Raw genomic sequence first — 20,519 nt, 5'->3', positions numbered from 1 at the left:
ATTACTTGGATAATTCTTTTAAAGCTGTAATTACACTATTATTTTCTTTGGATGTACCTACTGTAAATCTCAGTGTATTTGCGCATAATGGTTGTGTGGTACGATTCCGTACCACAATTCCCTTTTTCAATAATTGATTATAGCGAAGCGTAGCATCATCAACTTTTGTCAAAATAAAGTTTGCGTCTGTAGGGCAAATTATTTCAACAAATGAAACGGTTTTTAGAGCCTCTTCTAATTTTGCTCGTTCCGCTAAAATCTGACTCACTTCGTTCTTTACAGCATCTATATCCAAAACACGAGAAGTTGCTTTCTCTTGCGTAAGTTGATTTACATTATACGGAGGTTTAATCTTATTGATTACAGCAATAATTTCTGCGGATGCAATACAGATACCCAATCGTATACCCGCCATACCATAAGCCTTAGATAAGGTTTGAGTGATAATTAGATTCGGATATTCATTTAGTTTTGATGTCCAGCTTTCTTCGGATGAAAAATCGATATATGCTTCATCAATAACAACTAGTCCGCTGAAAGAGTTCAACAGTTCTTCAATAGCTTTAGTTGAAAAACTATTTCCCGTAGGATTATTAGGTGAACAGATGAACAATAGTTTCGTATTGCTATCAATCGTTTTTAAGATTTCTTCAACATTAGGCTCAAAATCATTCGTCAATAAGACTTCTCTATTTTCTACTAGATTAATACCAGAAAGTACTTTGTACATTCCGTATGTAGGTGGAAGCGTTATTATATTATCTTGTTTAGGCTCACAGAAAGCCCTGAACAACAAATCTAAAACTTCATCGCTACCATTACCTAAAAGAATATTTTCTTCCTTTATACCTTTCTGTTCAGCCAATATCGCTTTTAAGCCTCTTTGTTGAGGATCAGGATACCGATTCACTCCGTTTTCAAACGGATTCTCATTTGCATCTAAGAAAACCATAGTTGAACCATCGGATACATATTCGTCCCGCGCAGAAGAATACGGACTCAAGCCCTTTACGTTTTCTCTTGTTATATTATCTAAATTGAAACTCATCAGTTCAATATGGTGTTGGTCATTGAGCTTAGCTGAAATGACATTAATTTAAACTATTTAATCTTAATGTTACTGCATTTTTATGCGCTTGTAAACCTTCTGCTTCTGCCATCAGTTCAATAGCATTACCAATTGTTTGAATACCTTCTTTTGTAATTTTCTGAAAAGTCATACTCTTCATAAAACTATCAAGGTTTACACCACTGTATTGCTTAGCATATCCATTTGTTGGTAAAGTATGATTCGTGCCAGAAGCATAATCACCGGCACTCTCAGGAGTATAATTACCAATAAAAACAGAACCCGCATTCAGCGTATAATCGATATAGAAATCTTCATTTTCTACACAAACAATATAGTGCTCTGGTCCGTATTCATTTATTAAATCAATAGCATCTTGATCATTATCAACGTAAATCAATTTACTATTTGCAATTGCTTGTCTGGCGATTTCTTTACGTGGTAAATCTTCTAATTGAAGCGCAACCTCTTTCTCCACTGCATCAATCATTTCTTTAGAAGTAGAAACCAAAATCACTTGACTATCGACCCCATGTTCTGCCTGACTCAATAAATCGGAAGCCACAAAAGCCGCATTTGCAGTATCATCGGCAACAACCAATAATTCAGAAGGACCTGCAGGCATATCTATAGCAACACCGTGCTTTGTTGCAATTTGCTTTGCTACGGTTACATATTGATTTCCTGGTCCGAAAACTTTATACACTTGCGGTATGGTTTCAGTGCCAAAAGTCATCCCAGCGATTGCCTGAATTCCCCCTACTTTTACAATTTTTGTTACCCCGCATAAATCCGCTGTATACAAAATAGCAGGATTCAGTTTCCCTTCCTTATCCGGAGGAGAACATAATACTATCTCATTACAACCTGCAATAGTAGCCGGTACTGCTAGCATCAAAATGGTAGAAAACAAGGGAGCTGTACCTCCTGGAATATACAATCCCACTTTCTGTATCGGTCTTTTTTCTTGCCAACAAGAAACTCCCGCTGTGGTTTCCACTTCAACCCTACCCGTTTTCTGAGCAGTATGAAATACTTCGATATTCGATTTCGCTAGTTGAATAGCGGTTTTAAGGTCTTCTGAAACCAATGTTTTGGCTTCTTTAATTTCATTTTCTGAAACCAAAAGACCATCTAAATTTACCTTATCAAACTCCGTTGTATACTTTTTTAAGATACTATCACCACCAAGCTTAACTTCATCAAAAATAGTGTTGACCAATCCTTCAATATCGGCAACAGTTTGGGTCGGACGCATAAGAACGTCTTTCCAATCTTGTCTTTTAGGATTATATATTTTATTCATTTCTTTAACTAGCTATTAGCCTTAAGCTGTTCGCTCATGGCAAAAAATAATCATTTACAATAGCTAATAGCGAAAGGCTAATAGCTAAAAGCTTAATTACAATACCATTTTCTCAATTGGGCAAACAAGAATGCCTTCTGCTCCGGCTTTCTTCAATTCGTCAATTACTTCCCAGAATTTATCTTTATTGATTACAGTGTGTACCGAGCTCCAACCTTCATCTGCCAATGGCAATACTGTTGGACTTCTCATACCTGGTAAAAGTTTTAGAATTCCGTCTAATTTATCGTTTGGTGCATTAAGCAACACATACTTAGAACCTCTAGCTCTTAAAACAGACTGAATTCTAAACTGTAACTTTTCAAGAAGTTCTTTTCTCTCTTCATTTATCTTTGGTGATACTGCCAAAACAGCTTCACTTTTCAACATTACTTCAACCTCTTTCAAGTTGTTTTTAAATAATGTACTACCACTAGAAACGATATCACAAATAGCATCGGCGAGCCCAATATTAGGTGCAATTTCAACAGAACCACTAATAATATGTAAATCGGCTTTTACGCCTTTTTCTTTCAAATAGTTTAATACTGTATTTGGATAAGATGTTGCAATACGTTTGCCTTCAAAATCCTTTACCGAATTATACTTAACAGACTTTGGCACCGCTAAGGATACTTTACATTTTGAAAAGCCTAATTTCTCAGCAACTGAAATATCTTCTCCTTTTTCAATCAATACGTTTTCACCAATGATAGCAATATCTACCACTCCATCTCTTAAATATTGAGGGATGTCTCCATTTCTTAGATAGAAAACTTCCATTGGAAAATTTCTTGAAGAAGCCTTTAACTGATCCTTACCATTATCTATGGAAATACCGCAGTCTTTTAAAATTTGAAGGGATTCCTCATTAAGTCTTCCCGATTTCTGAATAGCAATTCTAATTTTAGTCATTTTCTTAATTTAATGCTTGGCAACCAAAAGAGATTTAAATACAAAACCCGTTTGATTGCTCAAACGGGTTTTAAAATATGTTGTTCTACTACAATACATTCCTACCTCGCCTAAGCGTGAATATGGAAATGATGATGTGTAGTTCTGTTTTTCATGATACTGTAAAAGTAAAAGGTATTTTTCATTTCACAAAACAAAAGTTTAAAATGAAACAAAAATAATTAACAACGTGTTTTAGTTATTCCCTAAAATTAAAGGAAGACCATCGCTACCACCAACGATAACCACTTTTGAATTTGGTGATTCCGCTAATTTTAATGTAGCATCTATACCCTTATCTTTCAAAATTTGATCATTCAATGAAGCACTCAAAATACGGTTAGCATCTGCTTTACCTTGCGCTTCAATAGTTACTTTTTCTGCTTCTTTCTTAGCAGTAACCAGTCTAAACTCATATTCTAAAGACTCTTGTTCCTGCTTTAATTTTCTTTCAATTGCATCTTTAATAGTTGGCGGTAACGTTACATCCCTAACCAATATTTCATTTAATTGAATGTACTGACCAGATACAATTTTTTGAGTCTCATCAAAAATTTCTTGTTGAATAGCATCTCTTTTGCTAGAATATAATTGTTCTGGCGTATAACGCCCAACTACTGAACGTGCAGCAGATCGTATGGTTGGCAATAATACACGTTGTATATATTCCGTACCCTTCTCTTGATGCAATTTTCCTAAATCATTACGAATAGGTTCAAACCAAGCAGAAGCTTCCAATTTAATATCCAAACCATTACTTGATAATACATTCATACTTTCAAGAACTTCTTGTTGTCTTACTTCATACACTGTCACCCTATTCCATGGTGCTACAAGATGAAATCCTTCGCCCATTGGAGGCTGATCAGTCACTACACCCCCGCCAAAAGTTTTGTACAAAACACCTGCTTGACCAGAGTCTATTGTAACTGTTGATTTTGAAATTGCAATAATTACTACAATAAAAATAAATATTGCGGGTAACGCAATCCTAGGTAACTTATCCATTAATGTCTATTTAAATTAATCCGTTATATTTTCTGATAAACCATTCTGCTGCAAAGGCAAAAACTATAATTGCCAAAAGCATTCTGAAATCAATCAAAGATACGATATTTTCAGTGCTTTTCTCGGTAGGCACATAAGCATCACTTTCTTTCAAATCCTGCAGTAACTGTTCTATTTGAGAAGGATAAAACTGTTTTCCACCAGAGTTAACAGCCAATTTCTCCAACTTTACATTATCGCTTGATACAAACTGATTTTCCATATCAAATTCCGAAATAACAAAACTTCCCGATTCCGATTTAGATTCATTTTCTACCGAAACAATAAATTCATAAGAACCAGCCATTAAATTAGATAAGTCTGCTTCGAAATATCCATTCTTTAAAACCATTGGATTCGTTTGAACCTTGTTATTTTCTGTGTTCGTTACTTTAATTTTCACTTTTGCGTTTGGGTCGAATAAAAACGCTTCATCAAAATACGTCGCCGTTATCACCGTATTGCTACTACCCTCGGATACCTTTTCATATTCAACGTTTAGTCTAGATTTGTTCTTTGAGCTAGTTAGATACCGAATTAGATTACCAATAAACTCATCGAAATTGACAAATTCATTTGTATTTCTGAACGTTTGCACTCTCCATTTCCAAAGGTTCTCTCCTATTAAAAGCGCGCTTTTCTGAGTATTTTTCTCCATTACCGACAACAAAGGTTGCTGAATATTCAATCCTTTTATTTGAGTACCCAATAAAGCTTCATATGGTGAAGTAATAAGAATAGGACCAGCATCACTTATTAAAGGTGGAAAATCAGTTACATCAAATTTTGAAATATCATACTTTGTAAAAGCATTATTTAATAAACCGAACACTTCTTGCTGCGGATAACCATTCTCAATTTCAAAAGGGACATCGGCGTTATTCAAAAATGAGTAATCTGTTTGAGTACCGGTTATGATAAAGCTATTTGCATTTTTACTTTTGGCGTATTCAAAAGAATTCTTGAATCTAGCTGTAGGCTGATAAAATATAAACAAATCAATATCCTCTAAAATAGTATTAGCTACATTAGAATTTAAAATTGAAACTTCTCGTTGCTCATTACTTTCAATAGCTTTTTTAAGAGCCCCCAAATCTGGATGCAGAATATCTGAAATTAAAGCAATTTTAGTTTTCTCATCGATTACTTCAATACTTGTAGTTCTGCGGTTATTTTTTATATTTCGTTCTTCTGGCAACTGAGAAACTTCAACGACCAAATTTTTAATTCCCACTGAATTCGCCTCAACCTCAATAGAAATGGGTTTGTAATTATTCTGAGAATGTAATTTCACAACCTCCTTATGAACAACTTTAGAATTCATTTTAATAGATACAGTTGCGGACACAGCACTACTCCCTTGATATGAAACAAAGGTTTCTAACGGAAATTTATTCTTTAAAAAAGCGTATTTATTAGTTTGAATTGACCCGACCGAAATGTCTTTGTATTTAGTAGTGTCACCTAAAACTACCGTGTAGATACTATTATTTTCATCAGATTTAAAATAGCTATAATCTTGCCCAATAGTTTGATTTCCATCAGATAATAGAATAGTAACCGTCTGTTCACTTGCATATACATCTTCTAATGCCGATAGCGACTTATAGATATTCGTATTTTTTTCTTGAAAAGAAAGACTATCAAAAATATGTAGGTCAGTCCCAAACCTATAATCGGCAACTTTAAATCTATCTGCTATATCTTCTGATGACTTAATTTCAGATAGTATTTCATTTAGTTGCGTTGCACTTTCTTCAATAGATGTAGAATTATCAGCCAATATCACCAAATTAGGCTTCTCTAAGGTGTATGATTTTTGTGAGAACTGCGGATTGATTAGTAAAAGTAACAACCCGAATATACCTGTAAAACGCAAAAAGGCTAAAAGCAAATTAATTTTACTTTTAGCCTTCTGCTTATATATGTATTGAAAAACAACGATACCCAATGCTACAATTGCAGCAAGAATAATATACAATACCGTTATGCTTTCCATGTATTAACTAAAGTTGTTCTTAAAAAGGAATCAAAAAAATAGCGTTCCTCCAGAGTTTGTTTTTTGATTTAGGTTAGCATACCACCATCAACATTCAATACTTGACCAGTAACATAACCAGACAAATCTGATGCAAAGAAAAGACAAGCATTTGCTATATCTTCAGTAGAACCACCACGTTTTAGAGGAATACCATCTCTCCAACCTTGAACAGTTTTCTCATCTAATTTATCGGTCATTTCAGTTTCGATGAAACCTGGTGCGATAGCGTTACATCTTATGTTTCTAGAACCTAATTCAAGAGCCACAGATTTTGTAAAGCCAATCATCCCAGCTTTAGAAGCCGCGTAATTTGTTTGACCAGCGTTACCTTTTACCCCAACAACACTACTCATGTTGATGATAGAGCCACTACGTTGCTTTAATAAGGTTCTTTGAACTGCTTTCGTCATATTGAAAACAGATTTTAAATTGATATCGATAACGGCATCAAAATCAGCTTCTGACATACGCATTAACAGATTATCTTTTGTAATACCGGCGTTATTAATCAATACGTCAATTCTTCCACCAAAATCTTCTAAAACCTTAGCTACTAATTCTTCCGCTTCTTTAAAACTAGCTGCATTACTTTTATAAGCCTTGGCATTAACACCTTTTGCTTTCAATTCTTTCTCTAATTCTAAAGCTGGAGCTTCACTAGAGCTATAAGTAAATGCAACATTTGCACCGTGATCGGCAAAAACCTTGGCAATACCCATACCAATTCCTCTACTTGCTCCTGTAATGATGACGTTTTTATCTTGTAATAATTTCATAAGTCCGTTATTTAAAACCGAAGTTTACCAAATATACCTTTTGTTTAATTTATAGGCTAAAAAAAATCCCGCTATAAACGGGATTTTATATGAAAAATATGAGTTCTTAACCCATTACTTCTTTTACTTTCAAGCCAATTTCTGCAGGAGAATCTACAACGTGAATTCCACATTCTCTCATGATACGTTTTTTAGCTTGAGCAGTATCATCGCTACCACCAACAATTGCGCCAGCATGGCCCATTGTTCTACCAGCAGGTGCAGTTTCACCAGCAATAAAACCAACAACTGGTTTTTTACTTCCACTTGCTTTATACCACTGAGCAGCATCTGCTTCTAACTGACCACCAATTTCACCAATCATAACCACACATTTAGTTTCTGGGTCATTGATCAAAAGCTCAACAGCTTCTTTAGTAGTCGTTCCAATAATCGGATCACCACCAATACCGATTGCAGTTGTAATACCTAAACCTTGACGTACTACTTGATCAGCAGCTTCATAAGTTAATGTACCTGATTTAGATACGATACCAACATTACCTTCTTTGAAAACGAAACCTGGCATAATACCAACTTTAGCTTCACCCGGAGTAATAACACCAGGACAGTTAGGGCCGATTAAACGACAATCTCTATTTTTAATATAGTTGGCAACCTTAACCATATCGGCAACAGGAATACCTTCTGTAATTGTAATAATAACTTTAATACCTGCTTCGGCAGCTTCCATAATGGCATCTGCAGCAAAAGCTGGTGGAACAAATATGATAGTAGTATCTGCACCTACTTTCTCAACAGCTTCAGAAACCGTGTTGAATACAGGTTTTCCTAAATGCTCTTGTCCTCCTTTACCGGGAGTAACACCACCTACGATATTAGTACCGTACTCAATCATCTGTCCGGCATGGAAAGTACCTTCACTACCAGTGAAACCTTGTACGATTATTTTTGAATCCTTATTTACTAATACGCTCATACTACTGTAGTTTTATTTTTGATTAGAACAAAAATATAAGTTGTTAATGACTTTTATAGCATTTACACCCTTATTTCTTATCCATTTTTTTAATTATTTCAGGAATCTTCTTGATATATGCCAATTGTTTCAACTTTTCACGTGATTCTTCGATGGGAGTACCGAAATAACTCTTACCACCTTTCACTGATTTTGTAACTCCGGTTTGACCCATTATTACCGCTTTTGCACCAATTGTTATTCCACTATTGGTTCCCACTTGTCCCCAAATCGTAACTTCATCTTCGATAATTACACAACCTGCTATACCGGTTTGCGAAGCAATTAAACACTTCTCACCTATTACAGTATCATGACCCACATGAACTTGATTATCTAGCTTGGTGCCAAATCCTATGGTTGTATCACCAGTTACACCTCTATCTATTGTACAAAGAGCCCCAATATCTACATTGTCTTTCAAAACAACTCTTCCGCCAGATATTAGCTTATCAAAACCTTCAGGTCGTTTTTTATAATAAAATGCATCAGCACCTAAAACACTACCTGCATGTATGGTAACATTATTACCTACAATACAATTATCATAAATAGTAACGTTTGAATGAATAAGGCAATTATCACCTATCTCTACATTATTACCTATAAAGGTATTGGGTTGAATAACAGTGTCTTTACCAATCTTCGCTGTAGCAGCAATTGTCTGACTACTTGGTACAAAGGGTTGAAAGAATGTTGTTAGTTTATTAAAATCTCTAAAGGGATCATCTGAAATCAACAATGCTTTGCCTTTAGGGCAGTCTACCTTTTTATTAATTAAAATAACACTAGCCTTAGACTCTAAAGCTTTATCATAGTACTTTGGATGATCTACAAAGACAATATCTCCGTTTACTACAACATGAATTTCATTCATGCCTAAAACCGGAAAATCATCATGCCCAACATATTCGCTAGATATAATTTCTGCAATCTGTTTTAATGAAAAAGTAGTCGGAAATTTCAATTAATTCGCTTAATTCTAATTAATTAATATATTCTATTCTTTTACACGTTCCATATAAGAACCTGAAGAAGTATCTATCTTAACTTTATCACCTTCGTTAATGAATAACGGAACATTCACCTCTGCACCTGTCTCAACTGTAGCAGGCTTAGTAGCATTAGTAGCTGTATTTCCTTTAACACCAGGTTCAGTATATGTAATTTCTAAAACTACACTTGCAGGCATTTCTACAGATAAAGGCATACTATCTTCTGTATTGAACATAATTTTAACCACTTCACCTTCTTTTAATAGTCCCGGTGCATCAAGAGAACTCTCTTGCAATGTAATTTGGTTGTAATCATCTGTGTTCATAAAGTGATATGTTTCACCTTCTGGATATAGATATTGATAAGAACGTGTTTCTACACGTACATCTTCTATTTTATGACCAGCTGAAAAAGTATTGTCCAATACTTTACCAGACGTAACACTTTTTAATTTGGTACGAACAAAAGCAGGACCTTTACCCGGTTTTACGTGTAAAAATTCAATAATCTTATAGATATCGTTATTATATCTTATGCAAAGTCCTTTTCGTATATCTGATGTAGATGCCATTCGTAATGTGTATTAATATTGTTAACTTAAGTTTAAAGTAATTCTTTAATTATTGCTGAAATAACCTTTCATGATTCCACGTTGAGAATCACGAATAAATTGCAAAATCTCGTCACGTTCAGGTGTTGCTTCCATCTCTGCTTCAATTATTTGCACAGCTTGAGTGTTGTTATAGTTCTTTTGGTATAGAATTCTGTAGATATTCTGAATTTCTCTAATTTTATCAGATACAAATCCTCTTCTTCTTAATCCCACAGAATTGATTCCCACATAAGATAAAGGCTCTCTTGCTGCTTTCACATAAGGCGGAACATCTTTTCTTACCAAGGAACCTCCCGTTACAAAAGCATGTTGACCAACCGACACAAATTGATGTACAGCTACCAAACCAGCTAATATTACGTTATCACCAATAGTAACGTGACCTGCTAATGTAGAGTTATTTGAAAAAATACAATTATCTCCTACTAAGCAATCATGTGCAACATGGCAGTATGCCATTATTAGACAGTTCTTACCAATAACGGTTTTCATACGATCAGAGGTACCTTTATGTATGGTAGCACATTCTCTAATAGTGGTATTATCACCAATTACAACGGTAGTCTCTTCACCATCGTATTTTAAATCTTGTGGGGAAGCAGATATTACTGCACCAGGAAAAATATTACAATTTTTACCAATACGAGCACCTTCCATAATGGTCACATTAGACCCGATCCATGTACCATCACCAATGATGACGTTATTATGGATAGTTGTAAACGGTTCAACTACTACGTTTTTAGCAATTTTAGCTCCCGGATGTATATAGGCTAAAGGTTGATTCATTCTATGTTCTTTTAACTATTTGCGCCATTAATTCAGCTTCACTTACTAATTTGTCATTTGCATATGCATAAGCTTGCATATGACAAATACCTCTTCTAATCGGTGTAATTAAACTACAGTGAAATATTAATGTATCGCCTGGCAATACTTGCCTTTTAAATTTCACTTTATCTATTTTCATAAATAAAGTCAAATAATTTTCTGGGTCCGGTACAGTACTTAAAACTAAAATACCACCTGTTTGCGCCATAGCTTCTACTTGAAGAACACCTGGCATTACAGGAGCTCCTGGAAAGTGACCAACGAAGAAAGGTTCGTTCATCGTTACATTTTTCATACCCACAACATGCGTTTCTGATAGCTCGATTATACGATCTATTAATAAGAAAGGAGGTCTGTGAGGTAGCATATCCATTATCTTATGGATATCCATTAAAGGAGGTAAGCTTAAGTCGTACTTAGGAACTTTATTTCGTTTTTCTAATTTGATGATTTGTGAAAGCTTCTTCGCAAATTGATTGTTTACATAATGACCAGGCTTGTTAGCTATTATCTTACCTCGTATACGTGTACCAATTAATGCTAAATCACCAATAACATCCAATAACTTATGTCTTGCTGCCTCGTTAGGCTGGTGCAATGTCAGATTATCTAAAATACCATTAGCTTTTACAGAAAGCTTCTTTTTATCAAAAGCCTTCTCTAATTTCGTCATGGTAGCCTGAGAAATTTCTTTATCTACATAAACGATAGCATTATTTAAATCACCACCTTTTATTAGTCCGTTTTCCAAAAGCATTTCCAACTCATGTAGAAAGCTAAATGTACGGGCATTTGAAATTTCAGATTTGAAATCAGAAAGCTTTTCTAAGGTAGCGTTTTGGGTTCCTAAAACTTTAGTTCCAAAATCAACCATCGTCATCAATTGATATTCATCTGATGGTATAATTGTTATTTCACTACCCGTCTTTTCATCCTTAAAAGAAATTACATCTTTAACAATATACTCTTCACGCTCAGCTTGTTGCTCAACAATACCGGCATTCTCTAAAACTTCTACAAAGAATTTAGAAGAACCATCCATAATTGGTGGCTCTGCAGCATTCAGTTCTATAAGTACATTATCTATTTCAAGACCCACCAAAGCAGCCAAAACATGCTCTGAAGTTTGAATTTTTACACCATTTTTTTCTAAATTAGTGCCTCTTTGCGTGTTTATAACTAGGTTAGCATCAGCTGGTATAATTGGTTCTCCTTCTAAATCTACCCTTTTAAATGCATAACCGTGGTTTTCATCTGCAGGTAAAAATTTAATGGTAACATTGCTTCCAGTATGTAAACCAACTCCCGTTAGGCTTACTTCTTTACTAATTGTTCTTTGTTTGCTGTTTGTTGTACTCATCGTCAATCTTTCTTTTCTAAGGTGTCGATTCTACTAATTATTCTCGGTAAATTCTTAAAATGAACATATGATTTGTTATAATCACCGTAGTTTAATGCGGGTGACCCTTGTAGCACTTCATTATCCTTAACATTTCTTCCTATACCCGATTGTGCCTGTATTTTTACATTGTCACCAATAACGATATGACCAACGATACCTACTTGCCCACCAATCATACAATGCTTGCCTATTTTTGTAGAACCCGCAATACCCGTTTGTGCCGCTATAACCGTATGTTCGCCAATTTCAACGTTATGTGCAATCTGTATTTGATTGTCTAGCTTCACTCCTCTTCTTAAAATTGTAGAACCTAAAGTAGCCCTGTCAATTGTAGTACCAGCACCTATATCAACATTATCTTCTAAAATAACATTACCGGTTTGTGGTACTTTCACAAACTCACCATCTTCATTTGGTGCGAAACCAAATCCATCAGCACCAAGAACAGAACCACTATTTACAACACAATTATTACCGATAATGGTTTCTGAATAAACTTTAGCGCCTGCAAAAAGTATTACGTTATCACCAATTTTCACATTATCACCAATGTAAACATTAGGGTATACTTTAACATTATCGCCTAAGGTTACGTTATTTCCTAAATAGGCAAAAGCACCAATGTAAACATCGGCACCATAGGTTGCAGTATCCGACTTAAAAATCGGTTCTTCAATGCCTACCTTATTGTTTTTAACTTGGTTATAGTACTCTAGTAATTTAGAAAACGATTTATACGCATCTTCAACCTTTATTAAAGTGGTAAATAAATCTTGTTCTGGAACAAAACTCTTATTGACTATCGTTACCGATGCCTTTGTCTTGTAAATGAATGAAGTATATTTAGGATTAGCTAAAAAAGTAAGGGAGCCTTCTTCGCCTTCCTCGATTTTAGCAAGTTTATGTACGGCTATTTCTGGATTTCCATGCACTTCTCCTTCTAAGATACCTGCAATCTGACCTGCTGTAAATTTCATGAGCGTAAAAGTAAGAAAAATTGTTAAACCCCTTCTTTAGGATAACACATATAATATTTGGTTACCGTTTTTGAAAGTGCATTTAAATTAAGGTGATCAGATAATTTAGCTACGTCGGTTATCTTTCCATTTTTTCTTAAAATGTTGATAGTCTGATGTTGCCTGTCGTATGCTTTATTTTTCAGCTCGCCTCTGAAGACAAAATAAGACGTTTCTTCATCGGTAAGTTTATAATATTCTTTCACCTTATTAAACTGAGATAAAAACTTACCCTCTGTCACAGGTTCTTTCTTTACCTTAATATGTAGCAGTTTTCTATCGATAATCATTTCACATAGTGATGACAATACAAAATCATCTGAAAATTGCCATTCTTTTAAGGCTGCGAGAATATCAACATCATCTAGCTTTGCAAATTTTGCTAATATTTTACTATTAAAATTATTGATATCTATATGGTTAGATAAGAAATACTTTAATGCATCACTACAATTTAAAGACTCCCCTTTTTCTATAAGAAAGCGTGCTCTTTTCAATATACTAATTAGCACTCGTTCGGCTACTACAGCTGTTTTATGTAAATAAACTTGCCAATACATAAATCGACGCGCCATTAAAAACTTCTCAACAGAGTAAATACCCTTCTCTTCAATAACCAAATTACCGTCGACTACATTTAGCATAGTAATTAGTCTTTCGGCATTTGTGTTACCCTCGGCAACGCCTGTATAGAAACTATCTCTTTTTAAATAGTCTAATCTGTCCATATCTAACTGACTAGACACCAACTGATTTAAGAATTTTTTTGAGTGATTGCCCGTAAATATGGATATTGCCTCCGTTAAACTTCCGTTAAATCGCTGATTAAGTTCTTCCATGAATTGAAGCGAAATAAACTCATGACTTACACCTTCAACAATACTATGTTCCATAGCATGAGAAAAAGGACCATGCCCTATATCGTGTAAAAGAATAGCGATTAATAGTCCGTCTTCTTCATCTTGCGTTATCTCAACCCCTTTAAAACGAAGTACTTGAATAGATTTCTGCATTAAATACATACAACCTAATGCATGATGAAACCTGGTATGGTGTGCCCCAGGATATACTAAATACGATAACCCCATTTGAGAAATTCTACGAAGCCTTTGAAAGTAAGGATCTGCAATCAGGTCAAAAACGAGCGTACTAGGTATTCTTATAAAACCGTAAATTGGGTCATTAAAGATTTTCAGTTTGTTTGATGTCTTCAATATTGTAATATCTTTTCTAAAATTAACATTTCAAAGTTATATAAAAGCAATAGGATAGAAATTGATTATCAGTAAAATAATAACACAATGAACAATATAAAAATACTTTGGGTAGATGACGAAATCGATTTACTCAAGCCCCATATCATCTTTTTAGAATCAAAAAATTACAGTGTTATAACCTGCCAAAGCGGACAAGAAGCATTAGAAGAATTAGCCGAAACCAGAGTAGATATCGTTTTTTTAGATGAGAATATGCCTGGTATATCTGGCTTGGAGACACTTTCAGAAATAAAAATAATTGATAATTCTTTACCCGTTGTAATGATTACAAAGAGTGAAGAAGAATCTATAATGGAAGATGCTATCGGTTCTAAAATTGCCGATTATCTTATAAAACCAGTAAATCCGAATCAGATTTTGCTGTCTTTAAAAAAGAATTTAGACCACTCAAGATTGGTTTCTGAGAAGACTACTAGTAACTATCAGCAAGAATTTAGAAAGATTGCGATGGATTTATCTATGGTAAATTCATATCATGAATGGGCAGATTTATATAAAAAATTGATTTATTGGGAATTGCAGCTAGAAGAAATTGAGGACAGCGGAATGTTTGAAATTCTAGAATCTCAAAAAACGGAAGCAAATCAACAATTTGGCAAGTTTGTAGAACGTAATTATGAAGATTGGTTTACGGATACTGACGCACCAGTCATGTCTCATACCTTATTTAAGGAATGGATAGCACCTGAAATCAAAGATTCAAAAACATTATTGATCGTTGTCGATAACTTACGATATGATCAATGGTACGCCTTTGAAGATACGGTCAACTCATTTTATAAAAAGAAGAAGGAAGATTCGTATTGTAGTATTCTACCAACAGCTACGCAATACGCACGTAATGCAATATTCTCTGGTCTGACTCCGCTTGAAATGGAAAAGAAATATCCTGAATGGTGGAAAAACGATACCGATGAAGGTGGTAAAAACTTATTTGAAGACAAGTTCTTAGGTGCACAATTAAAAAGACTAGGATTAGATCTAAAATGGGAATACCACAAAATTAGTAGCCTAAAACAAGGAAAACATTTAAGTCAGAATTTCAAAACTCAAAAAGATAACGACTTAACGGTTATCGTCTACAATTTCGTAGATATGCTTTCGCATTCTAAAACAGAAATGGAAGTGATTAAAGAATTGGCTTCAAATGATAAGTCTTATAGGTCTTTAACCACAAGCTGGTTCAAAAACTCACCTATGCTAGAGATTATTCAGCAAGCACAAACATTAGGTATGAAATTGATTATAACTACTGATCATGGTACCATAAATGTAAAATCACCTTCTAAAGTAGTCGGCGACCGAGATACAAGCGCTAACCTACGTTACAAAACAGGTAGAAGTCTAACGTATGAAAAGAACGATGTAATAGCCGCCAAAAATCCAAAATCTATTTACTTGCCTAGTATAAATATGAGTAGTTCATATATTTTTGCAAAAAATGACTTTTTCTTTGCCTACCCGAATAACTACAACCATTATGTTAGCTACTATAGAAACACCTACCAACATGGCGGCGTTTCGTTAGAAGAAATGATAATACCTTTTGTAGTTTTGGAACCTAAATAAATTTAGAAATATGGAATTCATTTATACTGAAAGTGAATTAGACGATATAGCTAAGAAGATTATAAAATCATCAAGCAGTAAGACCTTAGCGTTTAATGCCCCAATGGGAGCAGGAAAAACGACATTAATCAAAGCACTCATAAAAGAGTTAGGCAGCAATGATAATGTTAGCAGCCCTACGTTTGGTTTGGTTAACGAATACGCGTTAGCATCTGGTGAATTACTTGGGTATCATTTTGATTTTTATCGTTTAGACAACGAAGAAGAAGCGATGGATATGGGGCTTGATGATTATTTAGCTTCCGGTGGATGGATATTTATGGAATGGCCAGAAAAAATACCAAGCTTAATCCCTAATGATGTTCAGTATTTAAAAATTGAAATTCTGGATGAAGAAACGAGAAAGCTAACACTCTCGTAATTAAGGGAACTGAGGCATTGTGGATTTTAAGTTTTAGCATTTGGTATCGTCGGGCATGAATTTTTATTGCATTTTTTCGATGAAAAACCAATAATTCGACAAAACGTGCAATTAATCAGTTAAAATGAACAATTTTAACGATTAAGGGTGTTCTATTTGTGTATTTTTTCTTACGTTTGTAGGAGAACTAAATATTTAGTATAACCAAAAATCCCTTGAAAATGAAAAACAAAAAAACATTCTTAGCTTCAATCGCTTTAGGCGTATTTCTTTTAGCAATGACTGCACCGATTATTGATTTTGATAATCAAGATTTAAATGTAGATAAAAGAAAATTGACAAAAAGAATTTAACTATAACTAATCTGTAGTTTGAAAAAGGGAGCAATTATATTGCTCCCTTTTTGTATATAATAATAAATACTTTATGTCGTTAGCATATAGTAACACTATTATGTACGATGATTAGTAAAGTAAAAAAAACCAAAGCTAAAAAGAAGATTTTTTTAGAAACTCTTCTAGTTTTCTTTATAGCAATTTCACCTTTTTTATACAAAGTATATGACTACTTGCCATATGACGAAAATGGTGATGCTATAATTTTAGGTTTCACTTTAGGAAATAACGGTTTTCCAGATACCCTAACTTACCTATGGTATTTAACATCTAAAATTGTTCCGCTTTATTTAATGATTTTTTGGTTTTTAACCTCTAGAAACTGGTGGTATCATATCATCCTCATACCAATCGCGATGTATGCATTTCAATTTTTTGAAGTGTTTTATGATTCAGATAATATGATTGATACAGATAATATATGGTGGTTGATTCCTGTTTGTATGATAACTATTCCTTTTGTTTATTTTATCCGTATTAAATTGTATGATAAACACGTCCATGGAATTGATTTAGAAGCAATTGAGGCTGAACTTGAAGAACTGAAAGCAAAAGGAATTAGTAATAAAAATGATATTAGCAGCATAAAAAAACCCGATGAGCGAGGCGCTGAAATCCCAACCATATCTGAAGATATAAACGAGAAATTATCTACAGGAAACTTAGAGAATTTTTTTAAGACTGTTCAAAATCGTATTCAAGGTTGGTTACAACTAAAATCATAACTATTCAATAACTTTAAAAGGACAAATCATTCATTTCTTTAAAAATTGTACATTTGAGTTTCAAGTCATTGATTTGAACAACTCATTATTAAGTTATGAACCAACCCACTTCCCCTTTTAGTAAGCACCAATTAATTCCACAAGAGGAAACCCTCGAGGTTTTGCGTCAAAAAGGAGAATTATTTATAGGTATACCGAAGGAAAACCAATACCAAGAAAAAAGAATTTGCCTTACTCCTGATGCCGTAAATGCAATAACTGCAAACGGACATCGTGTTTTAATAGAATCTGGAGCTGGCGAAGGCGCTCATTACTCTGATGCTGATTATGTTACTGCTGGTGGAGAAATCACTCGAGACACTAAGAAAGTTTTCGCTTGCCCCCTAATTCTAAAAGTAGAGCCTCCTACTCTAACAGAAATAGAATATATAAATCCGCAGACAACCATCATATCTGCTCTGCAAATCAAAACACAGTATAAAGAATATTTTGAAGAACTTGCAAAAAAGCGAATTACCGCTATTGCATTTGAATACATTCGTGATGAAGAAGGTAAATATCCTGCAGTTCGTTCACTTAGTGAAATTGCCGGTATTTCTTCAGTACTAATCGCAGCAGAACTAATGGCAGCCAACAATAATGGTAACGGACTAATGTTCGGAAATATTAGTGGTGTACCACCTGTAGAAGTCGTTATTATTGGCGCAGGAACAGTCGGTGAGTTCGCAGCACGCTCTGCAATAGGTATTGGTGCAAATGTCAAGGTTTTTGATAATTCTATTACCAAACTTAGAAACATACAGACTAACTTAAAACAAACAGTCTATACATCTACTATTCAACCTAAAAACCTTTTAAAAGCCTTAAAACGTTGCGATGTAGCTATCGGAGCAACAAGAGGTAAGGATCGATCTCCCGTTGTTGTAACTAGCACTATGGTAGAGCACATGAAAAAAGGAGCTGTTATTATTGATGTAAGTATTGATACTGGCGGTTGTTTCGAAACTAGCGAAATAACGAGCCACAATAAACCCACTAGAAAGAAATTTGATGTTATTCACTATGGCGTACCAAACATTCCGTCTAGATATCCAAAAACAGCATCCGTTAGTATAAGCAACATATTCACTCCTTATTTATTAAAAATTGGAGAAGATGGAGGATTAGAAAATTCTCTTCGTTTTGACAAAGGTTTACGTAACGGACTTTATATGTACCACGGAATATTGACTAATAAATCTGTAGGTGAATGGTTCGATCTACAATACAGTGATATAAATTTCCTTATTTTTTAGAATACTAAGTGCATTCCTTTTCCTATCCATTTTAAAAGGCATAATTTTGCGACCCTAAAAGTATGGAAGCATGAATATGGATTTTATTAAAAGGTTAGGTTTTTTCTTGGTTGGCTTATCTATAGGCATCGTATTTCTGACCTTTTTTCTAAAAAAGAAATCTCAAGAAACGGGAGTATATTTCTGCTACCTACCAGACTGTAGAACGTTAAAAGACATTAGATCTAAATCTATGTATTACAGCGACGAAGCAACACAAAAACTAAAAGAGTTTGAATTAGATTCTATTGGTGTTACCTACATTTTAACAGAGGGAGATGTTGATTTCAGTAAAAGTGATACAAAATCCGTTCCTTGCAAAACCTACATTGTAGAGTCTGATTACAAGGAACGAGATTATATATTTACAGTGAGAAATTGTATTGAAAAAGCTTCTATTGATAAAGTAGAACGAAAATAATCTCAATTATATTTTTCTACGTTTTCTTTCTGCTTTCAACAATGAAAGCTCTCTACTTGTTTGTCCGGCTACCGATGTATTTTCATCTGCCCTTCTAATTAAATAAGGCATCACATCACGTACTGGTCCGAATGGTAAGTATTTAGCGACATTATATCCATTTGCAGCTAGGTTATAAGAGATATGATCACTCATTCCATATAACTGTCCGAACCAAATATGGGTATTATTTTTTTCGACACCTCTTTCCTCCATCAATTCCATTAAACGATAACAACTATCTTCATTGTGTGTACCCGAAAATATAGATAACGAATCTAGATTATCTATCATATATTCAATAGTTGCATTGAAGTTATCATCGGTCTCAGCTTTAGTCTTACAAATTGGTGAAGTATACCCTTTTTCTTTGGCGCGGTCATTTTCCTTTTCCATGTAAGCACCACGCACCACTTTCATACCAACTAAGAATCCATCTTTCTTTGCTCGTTCTTGTAGCGATTTTAAATAAGGCAAGCGATCCCATCTATAAGTCTGCAACGTATTAAATACAATCCTCTTCTTTTTGTTGTATTTACGCATCATGTCTTCAGCAAGGTTGTCTGCCGCATCTTGCATCCAGCTTTCTTCACCATCAATAAGCAATGACACTTCAAGGTCGTGTGCTTTTTTACAAACTTTATCAAACCTATTAATAACACGTTGCCATTCTGCTTCTTCATCTTTGGTGAGTTCCTTTTTCTCGCTAATCTTTTGATACAAAGCAAAACGACCAAAACCTGTTGGCTTAAAAACAGCAAATGGTATTGCCTCTTTTTCTTTAACAAAGTCTAAAATGGTTAAGATTATTTCAGTGGCAGAATCAAAGGGATCTTCTTCTTCTTTACCTTCTACAGAATAATCTAAAACCGAACAAACTCCCTTTTCCCACATTCGATCAACCACAGGCAAACAATCACGCTCGTTTACACCACCACAGAAATGGTCAAAAACAGTAGCTCTAATTAAGCCTTCTACAGGTAAATGAGCTTTAAACGCAAAATTTGTAACAGCAGATCCAATTTTCACTAGGGGTTCATTTGATATCATTTTAAAAAGAAAATAAGCTCTTTCTAATTCTGAATCAGATTTTAAGGCAAATGCCGTTGCAGTATTTTCAAATATTTGGTCCATTTTTTATAATTTCTATAACGATCAAATATAATCACAGAATTTATAATCCTAAGACTAAAAATAACCTTTATTTTGCGGTTCAATAGTCATTAATAC

General features: G+C 34.3%; 20 protein-coding genes. 6 read left to right on the top strand and 14 right to left on the bottom strand.

Going from position 1 to position 20,519, the window contains the following annotated elements:
- Window position 1: 1 nt before the first annotated feature.
- The 13 genes from hisC to Q4500_RS15845 form a co-directional block, all read right to left on the bottom strand.
- On the bottom strand, window positions 2–1,048 hold the full coding sequence (gene hisC / locus Q4500_RS15905) for a histidinol-phosphate transaminase (RefSeq protein WP_303600581.1): 1,047 nt from the start codon (window positions 1,046–1,048) through the stop codon (window positions 2–4).
- Window positions 1,049–1,091: 43 nt separating this feature from the next.
- A complete protein-coding gene (gene hisD, locus Q4500_RS15900; protein ID WP_303600580.1) occupies window positions 1,092–2,375 on the bottom strand; it encodes a histidinol dehydrogenase in 1,284 nt (427 codons plus the stop codon).
- A 96-nt stretch (window positions 2,376–2,471) separates the two neighbouring features.
- Window positions 2,472–3,329 (bottom strand): ATP phosphoribosyltransferase, encoded by an 858-nt coding sequence (hisG, locus tag Q4500_RS15895; protein ID WP_073244079.1) that lies wholly within the window; start codon window positions 3,327–3,329, stop codon window positions 2,472–2,474.
- A 234-nt stretch (window positions 3,330–3,563) separates the two neighbouring features.
- Entirely contained in the window at window positions 3,564–4,376 is an 813-nt protein-coding gene (locus tag Q4500_RS15890; RefSeq protein WP_303600579.1) for a prohibitin family protein, read from the bottom strand.
- A gap of 10 nt (window positions 4,377–4,386) precedes the next feature.
- On the bottom strand, window positions 4,387–6,414 hold the full coding sequence (locus Q4500_RS15885) for a VWA domain-containing protein (RefSeq protein WP_303600578.1): 2,028 nt from the start codon (window positions 6,412–6,414) through the stop codon (window positions 4,387–4,389).
- 68 nt (window positions 6,415–6,482) lie between these two features.
- Window positions 6,483–7,232, bottom strand: coding sequence for a 3-oxoacyl-[acyl-carrier-protein] reductase (gene fabG / locus Q4500_RS15880; RefSeq protein ID WP_299317027.1), 750 nt, complete (start codon window positions 7,230–7,232; stop codon window positions 6,483–6,485).
- A gap of 106 nt (window positions 7,233–7,338) precedes the next feature.
- Window positions 7,339–8,211: a succinate--CoA ligase subunit alpha gene (gene sucD, locus Q4500_RS15875; RefSeq protein WP_133671017.1), complete on the bottom strand. Its 873-nt coding sequence runs from the start codon at window positions 8,209–8,211 to the stop codon at window positions 7,339–7,341.
- Between the two features lie 70 nt (window positions 8,212–8,281).
- Window positions 8,282–9,217: a UDP-3-O-(3-hydroxymyristoyl)glucosamine N-acyltransferase gene (locus Q4500_RS15870; RefSeq protein ID WP_303600577.1), complete on the bottom strand. Its 936-nt coding sequence runs from the start codon at window positions 9,215–9,217 to the stop codon at window positions 8,282–8,284.
- Between the two features lie 33 nt (window positions 9,218–9,250).
- Entirely contained in the window at window positions 9,251–9,817 is a 567-nt protein-coding gene (gene efp, locus Q4500_RS15865; protein ID WP_299799485.1) for an elongation factor P, read from the bottom strand.
- 45 nt (window positions 9,818–9,862) lie between these two features.
- Window positions 9,863–10,648 carry an acyl-ACP--UDP-N-acetylglucosamine O-acyltransferase gene (gene lpxA, locus Q4500_RS15860; protein WP_073244065.1) on the bottom strand — a complete coding sequence of 262 codons (786 nt, stop codon included), beginning with the start codon at window positions 10,646–10,648 and terminating at the stop codon, window positions 9,863–9,865.
- Between the two features lies 1 nt (window position 10,649).
- Window positions 10,650–12,050: a bifunctional UDP-3-O-[3-hydroxymyristoyl] N-acetylglucosamine deacetylase/3-hydroxyacyl-ACP dehydratase gene (locus Q4500_RS15855; protein WP_303600576.1), complete on the bottom strand. Its 1,401-nt coding sequence runs from the start codon at window positions 12,048–12,050 to the stop codon at window positions 10,650–10,652.
- Between the two features lie 2 nt (window positions 12,051–12,052).
- Window positions 12,053–13,069, bottom strand: coding sequence for a UDP-3-O-(3-hydroxymyristoyl)glucosamine N-acyltransferase (lpxD, locus tag Q4500_RS15850; RefSeq protein WP_303600575.1), 1,017 nt, complete (start codon window positions 13,067–13,069; stop codon window positions 12,053–12,055).
- A 23-nt stretch (window positions 13,070–13,092) separates the two neighbouring features.
- On the bottom strand, window positions 13,093–14,322 hold the full coding sequence (locus Q4500_RS15845; protein ID WP_303600574.1) for an HD domain-containing protein: 1,230 nt from the start codon (window positions 14,320–14,322) through the stop codon (window positions 13,093–13,095).
- An 87-nt stretch (window positions 14,323–14,409) separates the two neighbouring features.
- On the opposite strand from Q4500_RS15845, the gene Q4500_RS15840 reads away from it, so the two are divergent.
- The 6 genes from Q4500_RS15840 to Q4500_RS15815 all read left to right on the top strand — a co-directional run bounded on the left by Q4500_RS15840 (window position 14,410) and on the right by Q4500_RS15815 (window position 19,250).
- A complete protein-coding gene (locus tag Q4500_RS15840) occupies window positions 14,410–15,954 on the top strand; it encodes a PglZ domain-containing protein (RefSeq protein WP_303600573.1) in 1,545 nt (514 codons plus the stop codon).
- 10 nt (window positions 15,955–15,964) lie between these two features.
- Complete coding sequence (gene tsaE / locus Q4500_RS15835; RefSeq protein ID WP_303600572.1) at window positions 15,965–16,375, top strand: tRNA (adenosine(37)-N6)-threonylcarbamoyltransferase complex ATPase subunit type 1 TsaE; 411 nt, start codon at window positions 15,965–15,967, stop codon at window positions 16,373–16,375.
- A 221-nt stretch (window positions 16,376–16,596) separates the two neighbouring features.
- Complete coding sequence (locus Q4500_RS15830) at window positions 16,597–16,728, top strand: hypothetical protein (RefSeq protein ID WP_303600571.1); 132 nt, start codon at window positions 16,597–16,599, stop codon at window positions 16,726–16,728.
- Between the two features lie 107 nt (window positions 16,729–16,835).
- A complete protein-coding gene (locus Q4500_RS15825) occupies window positions 16,836–17,495 on the top strand; it encodes a hypothetical protein (protein ID WP_303600570.1) in 660 nt (219 codons plus the stop codon).
- Window positions 17,496–17,590: 95 nt separating this feature from the next.
- The gene (locus Q4500_RS15820; protein WP_303600569.1) at window positions 17,591–18,790 is read left to right on the top strand and encodes an alanine dehydrogenase; all 1,200 of its coding nucleotides are present in this window, start codon (window positions 17,591–17,593) and stop codon (window positions 18,788–18,790) included.
- A 70-nt stretch (window positions 18,791–18,860) separates the two neighbouring features.
- Window positions 18,861–19,250 (top strand): DUF4258 domain-containing protein, encoded by a 390-nt coding sequence (locus tag Q4500_RS15815; RefSeq protein WP_303600568.1) that lies wholly within the window; start codon window positions 18,861–18,863, stop codon window positions 19,248–19,250.
- Window positions 19,251–19,256: 6 nt separating this feature from the next.
- On the opposite strand, the gene Q4500_RS15810 is transcribed toward Q4500_RS15815, so the two are convergent.
- Entirely contained in the window at window positions 19,257–20,423 is a 1,167-nt protein-coding gene (locus Q4500_RS15810) for a proline dehydrogenase family protein (protein ID WP_303600567.1), read from the bottom strand.
- Window positions 20,424–20,519: the final 96 nt, after the last annotated feature.

Origin of the sequence: Maribacter sp. 1_MG-2023 (genome assembly GCF_030547005.1) — a bacterium.
Lineage (GTDB): Bacteria > Bacteroidota > Bacteroidia > Flavobacteriales > Flavobacteriaceae > Maribacter.
Note: the sequence above shows the minus strand (reverse complement) of the source record. Positions and strands in the feature narration are given on the sequence as shown.